This is a genomic window from Gillisia sp. Hel_I_29 (assembly GCF_000744275.1).
Classification (GTDB): Bacteria; Bacteroidota; Bacteroidia; order Flavobacteriales; family Flavobacteriaceae; genus Gillisia.
Genome location: NZ_JQLP01000001.1, coordinates 307231 through 320447, shown reverse-complemented (window position 1 = coordinate 320447; position 13217 = coordinate 307231). Strand labels below are relative to the sequence as shown.

General features: G+C 35.6%; 13 protein-coding genes. 6 read left to right on the top strand and 7 right to left on the bottom strand.

Annotated features, from left to right (window positions below; all coding sequences use genetic code 11):
- Positions 1-104: 104 nt before the first annotated feature.
- The gene (gene thiL, locus P163_RS01495) at positions 105-1163 is read left to right on the top strand and encodes a thiamine-phosphate kinase (RefSeq protein ID WP_034887002.1); all 1059 of its coding nucleotides are present in this window, start codon (positions 105-107) and stop codon (positions 1161-1163) included.
- Position 1164: 1 nt separating this feature from the next.
- Here the strand turns inward: thiL and P163_RS01490 are convergent, their stop codons facing one another.
- Together P163_RS01490 and P163_RS01485 are read right to left on the bottom strand one after the other, a co-directional pair.
- Positions 1165-1422 carry a hypothetical protein gene (locus P163_RS01490; protein ID WP_034887001.1) on the bottom strand — a complete coding sequence of 86 codons (258 nt, stop codon included), beginning with the start codon at positions 1420-1422 and terminating at the stop codon, positions 1165-1167.
- 71 nt (positions 1423-1493) lie between these two features.
- Positions 1494-2264, bottom strand: coding sequence for an alpha/beta fold hydrolase (locus P163_RS01485; RefSeq protein WP_034887000.1), 771 nt, complete (start codon positions 2262-2264; stop codon positions 1494-1496).
- A gap of 34 nt (positions 2265-2298) precedes the next feature.
- Here P163_RS01485 and brnQ point away from each other — a divergent pair, with 34 nt between their 5' ends.
- Entirely contained in the window at positions 2299-3588 is a 1290-nt protein-coding gene (gene brnQ, locus P163_RS01480; protein ID WP_034886999.1) for a branched-chain amino acid transport system II carrier protein, read from the top strand.
- A gap of 130 nt (positions 3589-3718) precedes the next feature.
- Here the strand turns inward: brnQ and P163_RS01475 are convergent, their stop codons facing one another.
- The 3 genes from P163_RS01475 to P163_RS01465 form a co-directional block, all read right to left on the bottom strand.
- Positions 3719-5011, bottom strand: coding sequence for an aminopeptidase P family protein (locus tag P163_RS01475; protein ID WP_034886998.1), 1293 nt, complete (start codon positions 5009-5011; stop codon positions 3719-3721).
- Positions 5012-5148: 137 nt separating this feature from the next.
- Positions 5149-5439 carry a chaperone modulator CbpM gene (locus P163_RS01470; RefSeq protein ID WP_051931029.1) on the bottom strand — a complete coding sequence of 97 codons (291 nt, stop codon included), beginning with the start codon at positions 5437-5439 and terminating at the stop codon, positions 5149-5151.
- The gene (locus tag P163_RS01465; RefSeq protein WP_034886996.1) at positions 5436-6356 is read right to left on the bottom strand and encodes a DnaJ C-terminal domain-containing protein; all 921 of its coding nucleotides are present in this window, start codon (positions 6354-6356) and stop codon (positions 5436-5438) included. The genes P163_RS01470 and P163_RS01465 overlap by 4 nt, the downstream gene beginning before the upstream one ends.
- A 286-nt stretch (positions 6357-6642) precedes the next feature.
- On the opposite strand from P163_RS01465, the gene P163_RS01460 reads away from it, so the two are divergent.
- From P163_RS01460 to P163_RS01450, 3 genes are all read left to right on the top strand, one after another.
- On the top strand, positions 6643-7305 hold the full coding sequence (locus P163_RS01460; RefSeq protein ID WP_034886995.1) for a succinate dehydrogenase cytochrome b subunit: 663 nt from the start codon (positions 6643-6645) through the stop codon (positions 7303-7305).
- A 12-nt stretch (positions 7306-7317) separates the two neighbouring features.
- Positions 7318-9321, top strand: a complete 2004-nt coding sequence (locus P163_RS01455; protein ID WP_034886994.1) for a fumarate reductase/succinate dehydrogenase flavoprotein subunit — start codon at positions 7318-7320, stop codon at positions 9319-9321.
- A gap of 70 nt (positions 9322-9391) precedes the next feature.
- Entirely contained in the window at positions 9392-10138 is a 747-nt protein-coding gene (locus tag P163_RS01450) for a succinate dehydrogenase/fumarate reductase iron-sulfur subunit (protein WP_034886993.1), read from the top strand.
- A 93-nt stretch (positions 10139-10231) separates the two neighbouring features.
- Here the strand turns inward: P163_RS01450 and P163_RS01445 are convergent, their stop codons facing one another.
- Positions 10232-10735, bottom strand: a complete 504-nt coding sequence (locus tag P163_RS01445) for a DUF1440 domain-containing protein (RefSeq protein ID WP_034886992.1) — start codon at positions 10733-10735, stop codon at positions 10232-10234.
- A 99-nt stretch (positions 10736-10834) separates the two neighbouring features.
- On the opposite strand from P163_RS01445, the gene P163_RS01440 reads away from it, so the two are divergent.
- On the top strand, positions 10835-11617 hold the full coding sequence (locus P163_RS01440; protein WP_034886991.1) for an amidohydrolase: 783 nt from the start codon (positions 10835-10837) through the stop codon (positions 11615-11617).
- Here P163_RS01440 and P163_RS01435 read toward each other — a convergent pair.
- Positions 11596-13206 (bottom strand): Ig-like domain-containing protein, encoded by a 1611-nt coding sequence (locus tag P163_RS01435; RefSeq protein WP_034886990.1) that lies wholly within the window; start codon positions 13204-13206, stop codon positions 11596-11598. The two genes, P163_RS01440 and P163_RS01435, sit on opposite strands and share 22 nt — an antisense overlap.
- Positions 13207-13217: the final 11 nt, after the last annotated feature.

The window sequence follows — 13217 nt, the reverse complement described above, 5'->3', positions numbered from 1 at the left end:
TCGCCATTAAAATGGTTTGTGTTTAGAATGAATTTCTTAAAATCCCGATTAAATGGGGGATGTTGAAATAATATTCATTTATTTTGCATTTCAAAACTTCAATTATGTTAGAAGATAGTCACCAAAGCAAAACAAACCTTTCAGAATTAGGCGAATTTGGTCTAATAGACCTCTTAACCAAAAATCTGGCTCCCAAGTTGGCATCTACCATTAGATCTATAGGAGATGATGCTGCAGTAATGGATTTTAAAGACAAACAAACCTTAGTAACTACAGATCTTCTTGTAGAAGGAGTCCATTTTGATCTTGCTTATATGCCTCTAAAACACTTAGGGTACAAAGCGGTAATGGTTAATTTATCTGATGTGTATGCAATGAATGGAATTGCGTCCCAAATTACTGTGGGAATTGCCTGTTCCAATCGTTTTCCTGTAGAGGCTTTAGAAGAATTATATGCAGGAATAGAGCTGGCGGCTAAAATATATAATATAGATGTGGTTGGAGGAGATACTACTTCTTCTACCAAGGGACTTTTAATTAGCATTACTGCTATTGGGAGTGCGGCTAAGGAAGATGTAGTGTATAGAGATGGTGCAAAACCCAATGATCTTCTAGTGGTAACCGGAGATCTTGGTGCAGCATATATGGGATTGCAGATCTTGGAGCGTGAGAAGGAAGTTTTTAAGGTAAATCCAAATTCTCAGCCAGACCTAGATGCATATACCTATTTAATTGAAAGACAGTTGAAACCGGAAGCGCGTAGAGATATTTCTGGATTGTTGAAAGGCCTGGAAGTGAAGCCTACATCTATGATAGATATAAGTGATGGTCTATCTTCTGAAATTATTCATCTATGTAAGAACTCTAAAGTAGGAGTAAACCTATTTGAAGATAAAATTCCATTAGATCCTGCTGTGATTGCAGCGTGTGAAGAATTTGAAATAGATAGTACCACAATAGCTCTTAGCGGTGGAGAAGATTACGAATTACTGTTTACAGTTGCTCAAGAGGATTTTGAAAAAATTAAAGGCAATCCAAATTTTAGCATCATCGGCCACATGACAGAGGAGAGGGAAGGTATGCACTTAATAACTCGAGGCAATACTAAGATCCCTTTAATAGCTAAAGGTTGGAACGCGTTAGAAAGAGAAGACGAAGCCTAAATTAAGAAGTAGCGTGGTTGGCATATACTCTCTGGCAACGCTTTTTGTGAATCTTTCTTATATATTCATTGGTTTCTTTGAACTTTGGGGTAAGTCTTGCTATAAAGCCATTCGCTGTATCTGTAAGTTCTAAGCCGCATTTAGCACATTTATATTCGTGAATGTGATCTGTTACATTTTTTGAGACCTCTAATTTGTGGCCAAATATTTTGCAGATCGCGTTTGCAAAGGAAAATGACTTAAGATTTTTGTTCTCCATAAAAGGTTGATTTGCTTGATTGTAAGTGTAAAATTATAAAAAAAAGTTAAATAATAGGTTAAAAGGTATAATTAATCGATTAAGTGCAGAAAACTTTTTATCTCATCCCTATTTTCTAAATAAGACAAGTGACCGTCATTTAAACTCAAAAGTTCGCTATTACAATGGTTAGCGATCTCTTTTATGCTACGATAATCTAATATTGGGTCATTTTCACCTGCTATAAGATATTTTGGAATTTTTAGATTCGTTAAGATCTCTAATCTATTTGTACGAATTTTCATACCTTTTATTGCGGCTATAATTCCTGTGGAAGAAAACTTTAGAGCCTCTTTTTTCAGCTCATCTAATTCATTCTTGAACTTCAAGCTATTTTCTTCTGATATCAAATTAGAAATTGCCATGTTTATAAAGGCTGCTTTATTTCGCTCAACCAAAGACGCTGCTCTGTCTCTAGTTTCCTTTCGTTCTTCAGAATCTTCATCTGGAGTAGAATTCATAAGAACCAAGCCAGAAATTTCTGAAGGATACTTTTCCGCATAAGCTAAGCTTACATATCCACCCATAGAGTGTCCTACTAATGTTGATCTACTAACTTTTAAATAAGAAAGGATATAATGAACGGCCTCCGCCATTAATTCCATACTATGCACTTTCTCTAAATTTCCCGACTGCCCGTGACCCGGTAGGTCAATGCATATTACCTGTCTTTTTTCTGAAAGGGAAGGAATGAAAGATTCCCACATATTGCTGCTTTCTAAAAATCCATGTAAGAAAACTATTGGATTTCCAATACCTTTGGAGGTATAATATAACTGCGTATTTCTGTAGTTTAGCGTCATGTAATTAATATATTATAATATTTTAGAATTCAAAATGAAATTTACCAAAGAAACCTTTATTGTAGGATTTGCTTTATTTGCCTTATTTTTTGGAGCCGGTAATTTAATACTACCCCCATATTTAGGCTTTTTTGCCGGGAGAGAATGGTATTTGGTAGCATTAGGATTTGTGATCTCTGGGATAGGAATTCCGTTATTGGGAATCTTAGCCCATGCAAGATTACAGGGAAGTATGTTTAATTTTGCAAATAAGATATCTCCTGTATTTAGTGTTATCTTCTGCATATTGGTATATATGATAGCGGTTGCAATTCCTGCTCCAAGAACGGCGGCTGTAACGCACGAAATTGCGATTGCTCCTTTTTTTGATATCACTCCATTAACAACAAGTATTGTATATTATTTTTTGGTGTTCATATTCGTGATCAAAAGATCTACAGTTGTGAATAACATGGGGAAATTCTTAACCCCCGCAATCTTGTTATTATTATTGATAATCATTTTCTCCGGATTCTTTTCAGAATATTTACCCATGGGTGAACCGGTAACAGAAATGCCTATACTTTCAGGTTTTTTTGAAGGATATCAAACTTTTGATGCCATTGCTGCTTTGGTAGTTGGAGGGGTAATCATTATCTCTGTTAAGCTGAAAGGATTTACAAGCCCTTCAGAAATTAGAACTATTATTACCACTTCTGCTTTCTTAGCTGCTCTCGGATTGCTATTTGTCTATGGCGGATTAATTTATAACGGCGCCATGGTAAATTCAGAATTTCCGGATACCATTACTAGAACCGAATTACTTTCAGGAATAAGCCTTTTAAATTTAGGAAGTTTAGCTCAAATTGCACTAGCCATTCTAGTAGCATTAGCTTGCTTTACAACCGCAGTAGGCATAGTAACAGGAACTGCAGATTTTCTAACTGAAAGAATAGGTAAGCCAATTGTTTATCCTGTTACGGTGGTATTAGCCTGCTTAATGGGGATAGTTATAGGTGCATTATCTGTTAATGCCATAATAGAATTTGCTTTGCCGGTACTTTTGCTTATCTATCCTGTTACCATTGTTTTAATTATTTTGAACGTGCTTCCGGAGCATTGGAGAACCCGATTAATAATGACTACAACTGTAGTTGCAACTATCATCTTCAGTTTGCCGGATGCCTTTAAATATTTGATATCTCCAGAATCTTTCGATAATGTAAAGCGTTTAATTCCGCTTGCAGATTATGGATTGGGATGGGTAATTCCTGCGCTACTAGGATTTCTTGCAGCATTATTATATCAGAATTTTATTCAAAAGAAATCTGAAATTAGCGCATAAAAAAACTGCCTTAAGTTCCTATAATCCGTCATTCTGAATTTATTTCAGAATCTTAACTTATATTTAAAAGCAGAAACAAGTTCAGCTTAACGAAAAAAATATGCTTAAGGCAGCTTTAAAAGTCAGAATTCTAAGAATTCATAATATCTTCTATCTCGTCTGCTTCAATAGGAATATTGCGCATTAAGTTGAAAGGTTCTCCTTTTGGCTGAATTACCAAGTCGTCTTCCAATCTAATTCCAAATCCTTCTGCAGGAATATAAATTCCAGGCTCTACCGTAAAAACTTGATTCGCCTCCATAGGTTCTGTCAAAATTCCATAATCATGCGTGTCCAAACCAATATGGTGAGACGTACCGTGCATGAAATACTTTTTATAGGCTGGCCAATCTGGATCTTCATTTTTAACATCGGCTTTATCCAACAACCCTAAGCCAATAAGTTCAGAGGTCATTAATTTTCCCACTTCCACATGGTATTCTGCCCACATAGTTCCAGGAACTAACATTTTTTGAGCTTCATTCTTTACTCTATTCACCGCGTTATAAACTTCTTTCTGTCTTTTAGAGAATTTCCCGGAAACAGGAATTGTTCTAGACATATCGCTAGCGTAATTGGCATATTCTGCTCCGGTATCTAAAAGTATAAGATCTCCCGCTTTACATTGCTGATTGTTCTCTATATAGTGAAGCACGTTCGCATTGTTTCCACTTGCTATAATTGGAGTGTATGCAAATCCATTAGATCTATTATTTAAAAATTCGTGCATATACTCCGCCTCGATCTGATATTCCCAGGTTCCGGGTTTCACAAAATTTAAAGTTCTCCGGAAAGCTTTTTCGGTTATATCACATGCCTTTTGCATAAGATCTAATTCTATCTGATCTTTTACAGAACGCAATCTTTGTAATATTGGATTGCTCTTCGCAACCTGGTGTGCAGGATATTTCTTCTTGCACCATTCTACAAATCTAGCTTCTCGAGTTTCGGTTTCGATATTTGCACGATAATGTTCATTGGTATTGAAATATACGGTCTCACATTGCGTCATCACCTCAAAGAAAACTTTGTCAAAATCTTTAAGCCAGTATACAGTTTTTATCCCGCTAGTTTCCAACGCTTTTTCTTTGGTTAACTTTTCACCTTCCCAAACAGCAATATGATCATTGGTTTCTGTTAGGAATAAGATCTCTCTGTGTTTCTCCAAGGGAGCGTCTGGGAAGAGCACTAAGATACTTTTATCTTGGTCTACTCCGCTCAAATAAAATATATCTCGCGCTTGTTGAAATGGCATAGTGCTATCTGCACCAATTGGGTAAATATCATTAGAATTGAAGACCGCTAAACTATTAGGCTTCATTCTAGCCATAAAGTTCTTTCTGTTCTTAATAAAAAGTTTTCGATCTATTTGGTCGTATTTCATGAAATTGAATTTAATTTTTTTAATCTATTCTACCTCTGTCAGGACATAATTCCCGTGAGATTTTCAAAATTAGGAAAGCTATTTTCAAAAGCTGTTAAACTAACTTTAAAAGATTTTAGATTTCTTTAACAAATGGCTTATTCATATAAATTCAATCTATTTCTAAGCTGAAGATTAGATTTTTGAAGTTTTTTAACCTGATTAAGTAAGTTCTCTACAGCCTCCAAGCCTTCTATGTTTATATGAAGATCATAATGCATTCTACGTAATTTTTCAAAATCGGAGATATTATCGCAATGCACATATTCTGTCTTTTCAACAGTTATAATTTCTAGCAATCCGCTATCATTCAAGCTCCTAATAAAAGTGCTTTCTACGCTGTATTTGGTGCATAAGTCTTCTGTGGCTACTAATTCTTCTAAATTCATGATCGTAATTTTTGAAGTTCTTGAAATAGTTCTTTTTCTTTAGCTGAAAGATCGGACGGCATTTTAATTTGGTAGGTAATATACAAGTCTCCAAATTGTGCTTCTTTCTTGTATTTAGGAAAACCCTTTCCTTTTAACTTAACCTTGGTGCCAGATTGGGTTTCAGGTTTTACTGTTAATTTTACTTTACCGGTAAATGTATCAACAGTAATTTCTCCTCCCAATAATGCTGTATAGAAATCTAGGTCTACCGTTGCGTATAAATTCTCTTTCTCTCTTTTAAAATTGGTGTTGTTCCGGATATTGAACGTTATTAAAAGATCTCCTTTAGGTCCTCCCTGAACTCCCGGGCCTCCATGACCTTTAATTTTTATTGTTTGTCCATTTTCTACCCCGGCAGGGATAGTTAACCTAATATTTTTACCATTAACAGTGATGGTTTGTTTTTGGCTGGTATAGATATCTTTTAAATTAAGCTGAAGTTCTGCGTTAAAATCCTGTCCTTTAAAATGAGTGGTTCTACCTCTTCCTGTACCTCCTGCGCCAGCTCTTCCGCCGAACATTTCTTCAAAGAAATCTGAAAATCTATCATCTTCAAAATTTCCGGAGTATTGTTGCTGGCCTCCGCCAAATCCACCAAAACCACCACTACCTTGAGAACGTTGCTGCTTTGCTTGTTCAAATTGGTCTGCATGTTTCCAGTCTTTCCCATATTCATCATATTTCTTTCTGTTCTCCGGGTCACTCAAAACTTCATTTGCTTCATTGATTTGCTGAAATTTTGCCTGAGCGGTCTTATCATTCGGATTCAGGTCTGGATGAAATTTGCGTGCTAATTTTCTATATGCTTTTTTGATGTCTGCTTGGGTGGCAGATTTATCAAGTTCGAGAATTTTGTAATAGTCTATAAAATCCATGGATGTTTTTTCTGCTCTTGAAATTACTAAAAATGACGCTGCCAATGGGTTAAGCTTTTCAAAAATGTTGATATTTTAATATTTGATCAATTTTGAATATCAATTTGGAGGTTGTATAGTGAAGGGAATTAAAGATTGTGTTGCCAACTTTTGATAATCAAACTTCAACAATTATTAAAGTACTTTGAATTAGTTCTAAATTGAGGGTAAAATAGTTGCTAAAGTTTGTGAGTAACTATTTTCAGATGTATTTTTGCTGTTAAAATTTTATAAAATAATCAAACCAATGGGTGGATTACTAAAATCTTCAGTAGCGAAAAAGTTTGCTATGGCCTTATCGGGACTTTTTCTAGTTCTATTTTTAGCTCAGCATTTCACGATTAACTTAACTTCGGTGATAAGTCCGGATGTTTTTAATGAGCTTTCTCATTTTATGGGAACCAACTTTTTAGTACAGGCGCTATTGCAGCCGGTATTAATATTTGGAGTTTGTTTTCACTTTATAATGGGATTTGTATTAGAGATCCAAAACAGAAAGGCGAGAAGTATAAACTACGTACGTTATAATGGAAGTGCTAACTCTAGCTGGATGTCTAGAAACATGATCTGGTCTGGGGCGGTGGTATTAGCTTTCTTAGGACTTCACTTTTATGATTTTTGGGTACCAGAATTAGTTCACAAATATGTAGAATCTAATCCTGAAGATGCAACAAGATATTATGGAGAATTGGTAGAAAAGTTTCATAGTCCGGTTAGAACAGGACTTTATGTGTTGTCATTCATCTTTTTAATGCTTCACTTATTACACGGTTTCTCATCTTCTTTCCAATCTGTTGGTTTCAACAATAAATATTCTAAAGGATTAAGAGGCTTTACTGTAGCATACGCTATAGTTATTCCGTTAGGCTTTATTTTTATAGCACTTTTCCATCATTTTAATAACGTTTAATAGGAGAGATTTATGTCAGTTTTAGATTCGAAAATACCGGAAGGGCCATTATCAGATAAATGGACGAACTATAAGAATAACATTAACCTGGTAAATCCTGCCAACAAGCGTAATATAGATGTTATTGTAGTAGGAACAGGACTTGCTGGTGGTAGTGCAGCAGCAACTTTAGCAGAGCTAGGCTATAATGTAAAAACATTTTGCTACCAGGATTCTCCAAGACGAGCGCATTCTATTGCAGCTCAAGGAGGAATTAACGCATCAAAAAATTACCAAGGAGATGGTGACTCAGATTACAGATTGTTTTACGATACTGTGAAGGGTGGGGATTACCGTTCTCGTGAAGGAAACGTTTACCGTTTGGCAGAAGTTTCTGGAAATATAATAGACCAATGTGTGGCACAAGGAGTTCCTTTTGCTCGCGATTATGGTGGATACTTAGACAATCGTTCTTTTGGTGGAGTACTTGTTTCACGTACATTTTATGCAAAAGGACAAACAGGACAACAATTATTATTAGGAGCGTATTCTGCAATGAACCGCCAGATTAACCGTGGAAAGATCCAATCTTTTAACCGTCATGAAATGATGGATGTAGTATTGGTAGGCGGAAAAGCTCGTGGTATTATTGCTAGAGATATGGTAACCGGAGCAATAGAGCGTCATTCTGCTCATGCCGTAGTATTAGCTTCTGGTGGATACGGTAACGTATTCTACCTTTCTACAAATGCTATGGGAAGTAATGTAATGGCTGCATGGAGAGCTCACCGTAGAGGTGCTTACTTTGCAAACCCTTGTTACACTCAAATTCACCCAACTTGTATCCCGGTTTCTGGAGATCATCAGTCTAAATTAACATTGATGTCTGAGTCTTTAAGAAATGATGGACGTATCTGGGTTCCGAAGAAGAAAGAAGATGCTGTAGCAATTAGAGAAGGAAAACTTAAGCCTACAGAGCTTAAAGAAGAAGATAGAGATTATTACTTAGAACGTCGTTATCCTGCGTTTGGTAACCTTGTTCCTCGTGATGTTGCATCTAGAGCAGCTAAAGAACGTTGTGATGCCGGTTTTGGAGTAAACAAAACAGGAGAAGCAGTATTCTTAGATTTTGCAAGTGCAATTGAGCGTTACGGAAAAGAAAAGGCCTTTACAATGGGTCATAAAGATGCTTCTAAAGAAGAAATATATAAATTAGGTAGAGATGTTGTTGAAGCTAAATACGGAAACTTATTCCAGATGTATGAGAAGATCGTAGATCAAAATCCGTATAAAACTCCAATGATGATCTATCCTGCAGTTCACTATACCATGGGTGGTCTTTGGGTAGATTATAACCTTCAAACTACCATTCCTGGATGTTATGCGGCTGGAGAAGCAAACTTCTCAGACCATGGAGCAAACAGACTTGGAGCTTCGGCTTTAATGCAAGGTTTGGCAGATGGATATTTTGTACTTCCTTATACTATTGGAGATTATCTTTCTAAAGATATTAGAACAGGTAAGATTCCAACAGATACATCAGAATTTGATGCTGCAGAAAAAGAAGTTACAGATAGAATTAATAAGTTGATGAATGCTTCTGGGCAACATTCTGTAGATTCTTACCATAAGAAATTAGGGAAGATCATGTGGAATAAATGTGGGATGTCTAGAAACGCTACAGAACTTAGAGAAGCTATTGATGAGATAGCTGCTTTGAGAGAAGATTTCTGGAAGAACGTGAAAATTCCAGGTGCTGCAAATACTAAGAATGCCGAATTAGAAAAAGCAGGAAGAGTTGCAGATTTCTTAGAACTAGGAGAACTTTTTGCTAAAGATGCCTTACATAGAGAAGAATCTTGTGGAGGTCACTTTAGAGAAGAGTATCAAACTGAAGATGGAGAAGCATTAAGAGATGATGAAAACTTCAAATATGTAGCGGCGTGGGAATACACAGGGAAACCGGCTGATGCTATCTTGCATAAAGAAAACCTAGTATTTGAGAACATTGAATTGAAAACAAGAAGTTATAAATAGTAATGAGATAGTAGTATTGAGCAATTAGATCTCAATACCAAATACTCAATACTCAATACTTTAAAACATTATGAAGCTTACATTAAAAATATGGCGTCAAGAAAGTGCCGGAGCTAAAGGGAGAATGGTAGATTATCCAATTGATGGAATAGACGGTGATATGTCTTTTCTTGAAATGTTGGATGTTCTAAATGAAGATCTTGTTAACAAGGGAGAAGAACCGGTAGAGTTTGATCATGACTGTCGTGAAGGTATTTGTGGATCTTGTTCTTTACAGATCAATGGAGAGCCGCACGGTCCTGATAGATTTATTACTACGTGCCAGTTACACATGCGTACTTTTAAAGATGGAGATACCATCGTTATAGAACCGTTTAGAGCAAAGGCATTTCCTGTTATAAAAGATCTTATAGTAGATAGAACTGCTTTTGATAGAATTCAACAAGCCTATGGATATGTTTCTGTAAATACTTCAGGAAATACTGTAGATGCTAATACTATCCCTGTACAGAAAGAGAATGCAGATGATTCTTTTAATGCAGCAACGTGTATTGGTTGTGGAGCTTGTGTAGCTGCTTGTAAGAATGCAAGTGCTATGTTGTTTACCTCTGCTAAAGTTTCTCAATATGCTTTACTTCCTCAAGGAAAAATTGAAGCTACAGAGAGAGTTCAGGCTATGGTAAGACAAATGGATGAAGAAGGATTTGGTAACTGTAGTAATACGGGTGCTTGTGAAATAGAATGTCCTAAAGGAATTTCTTTAGAGAACATTGCTAGAATGAATAGAGAATATATGGCAGCCTCTACAAAAGGTTAGAAAATAGTATCATTATAGATCAAAAAAATCCCGGATTCTAAAAGAGTCCGGGATTTTTATTTATTTCTAATTCTTAGCGTATAGCGATGTTACTTATCGTTTTAATCTATTGTTTACGTAACCACGAACCAATTCTGTAGTAAGTCCAAACATAACATGTGCAAATAACTCATTGGCCTGCATTCTTAACGGAATATCATTTGGCTTAGCTTCTAAGCCAACTATTGGTAAAGCAGTTTCATGAGTAGATGCCCAAGTGGTAGCTCCAAAAATAGCTCCATCTATTAACTTCATCTCATCTTTATTGCGCTTACCATACCCATAGGCAGCACCTAAACTTCCACCAAAAGGGAAATTAACCAATTGCTCTGCTAAGGCTTCGTTTTGAACAGAAATAGGACTTCCTGTGATCTTTGTAGAAAGATCATCAACTATCTTTAGCTGAGCAGATTTGTGTTCAATCTTTCTTACAGGCAAGAATTGTTCTATAGCACTTTTTACTGCTGTACCTGCCAAACCACCAATAAAACCTGCAACTAATCCGCGGGTAGTGTTGGAAGCAAAACTATTTTTTTCTAAAAAACTGTCAAGACTCATAATTGTAGAATTTGAAGTAAAACTATTTATATTCCTTTTTTCAGACAATCTTTTAACAGCTATTTAGCAAAGAAGCTTTTAGATTTTTTAAATTTACCTATGGCAAATATTTTAAGAACAGCAGTTATTCAGGCAGATCTTCATTGGGAAGATACTGCTAAAAATCTAGAATTATTTTCAGCTAATATAGCAACCTTAGATGATGGGATAGATCTTATAGTACTACCTGAAATGTTTAGTACAGGATTTTCTATGAATGCTGAAAAATTAGCAGAAGCTACAGATGGCCGAACTTTTAAATGGATGCAGAAAATAGCAAAAGATAGAAATACCGCTATAACAGGTAGTGTGATAATTAAAGATGGAGGAAACTATTATAACCGATTGTACTTCGTATATCCTGATGGCGCTTTCGAAAAATATGATAAGAGGCACACCTTTACTTTGGCGAAAGAAAACCTTACTTATACTGCCGGTAAAGAACGATTGGTAGTAGAATACAAAGGATGGAAGATCTGCCCACTTGTATGTTATGATCTAAGATTTCCTGTTTGGGCACGAAATACAGAAGATTATGATCTTTTAATTTACGTTGCCAACTGGCCGGAAACCAGAGTTCATGCGTGGGATGTTCTATTACAAGCCAGAGCCATTGAGAATATGTCTTATTGTATTGGAGTGAATAGAACAGGACTTGATGGTAACAGTTATAAATACAATGGGCACACGGGTGTATATGATGGCTTAGGGGTACCTTTGATCGATTCTACTTCAGCTGAAGATTTTATTAAAATTGTAGAACTTGATAAGTCTAAAATTGAAGAGCTGAGAAGTAAATTAAAATTTCTTCAGGATCGAGATCAGTTCAACATAAAAGACTGATTAATATCCCAGTTCGCACGTACATCTATGAGATCGGGAAAATAGATAATCTGCTCCGGTTTAGTCTTCTTTAAATAATTTCCGGTATCCCATTTTCTGTTCTCGTTGGTATCATAAATAACTCTAATAAGATATTTTGCAGGATTCAGATAATCAAAACGAAGGGTGCTTTCAGAGTCCGAGAACTTTTCTGCTTTTACAACTCCTTTTTCATCTGTGAGTTGTACCAGAATAGGAAAAGATCTTACATTTTGAAGGTTTAGTGTTACATTCCCGTAATCTGAAAGTGCTTTTGTTCTAACAGTTTTTACAATACTATCATTCGTGCTATTATAAAAGTCTGTTACAGCACCCGGTAAAATACTCAGGTAATAGGTTTGATTTTCTGTCTTTTCAAATTTTACGTGAAGGCTACTTTCTTTAGGTCTCAGTTCTGAGATAAAATCTACAGCTACAGAATCCTGATCTAAAACAGTGATCATGTCCTTATTAAAATCTACCAATGGAGTGGAAGACCTTAATATAAAGTCTTTTCCGAAATCTATATTGCCCGATGGCTCTGTGTTTATGCTTAAAGAGTCTTTTGGCAATTGAGTTATTCTTGTTAGCAGAGTATCTAGCGTTTCTGGGGTTTTTAGCGTAAACTTTAAAGTGTCAGAATCTATTTTAGGCTGAAACCAAAGGTTTAAACTGTCTTTGCCTTCCACCTTTGTCAGCGAGGTTTTAAAATCTGCAGGAGCTCCAAATATAGGTTCAATTTGAATACTATCTAGTTCTACATCACCTCGATATCCAATAAGAAGTTTTTGTAATCCTGTTTGTTTCGGTCTTTCAGGCTTAAAACTTAGAACTTCTTTAAATAGATTTAGTTCATAAATGGTATCTGTAGGAATTGTAATTGGCCTATCTAAAAATGCGATCTTTTCTTTTCCTGGGTCATATTTATAATTATTGTTTAGATCTTTTACAGCTACTAATTGATAGGTGCCTTCCTTTAAATTAGAAAGCTCAAATGTCTTTAAACTATCTAAGGTATTGGTAATATATCTTGGAGGTTGATTGTAGACCAAGGAATCTGAATAATTTTCGTCAATTTCATAAAGCATAACAGAGATAAAAGGATCTGCATCTTTAAGCAAAGCATCCTTCACGCTCCCCGAAACAGATAAAGAATCTATATAGCTTCCGGTTGAAAATACATATTTAAAGAAGGGTTGAGGGTTACCTTCATTATTATCTACTACACTTTGACCAAAGTTAAAGGCATACGTCGTATTCTCTTGTAAGGTATCTTTAATAATTATCTTGATGTATTTGCTGGGAGATCCCAAGGGTGTAATATCTGGTTTGGGATCCATTGGAGGAGAAACTATAATTTGTTTCTGTGCATTTTGAAGTTTTATATATTCATCAAAATAAATTCTAATTTCTTTCTGATCAAAATTTACAGAGAAATTCTCTGGAGTTGCACGTACAAATTTTGGTGGGTCATTATCTTCAGGGCCTCCTGTAGGATTTCCTCTTTTTGCACATTGAACAAAAAGTAAAGCTATCGCCATTACTAATAATACAGATGCTTGCTTTTTCATTGAAGATAATT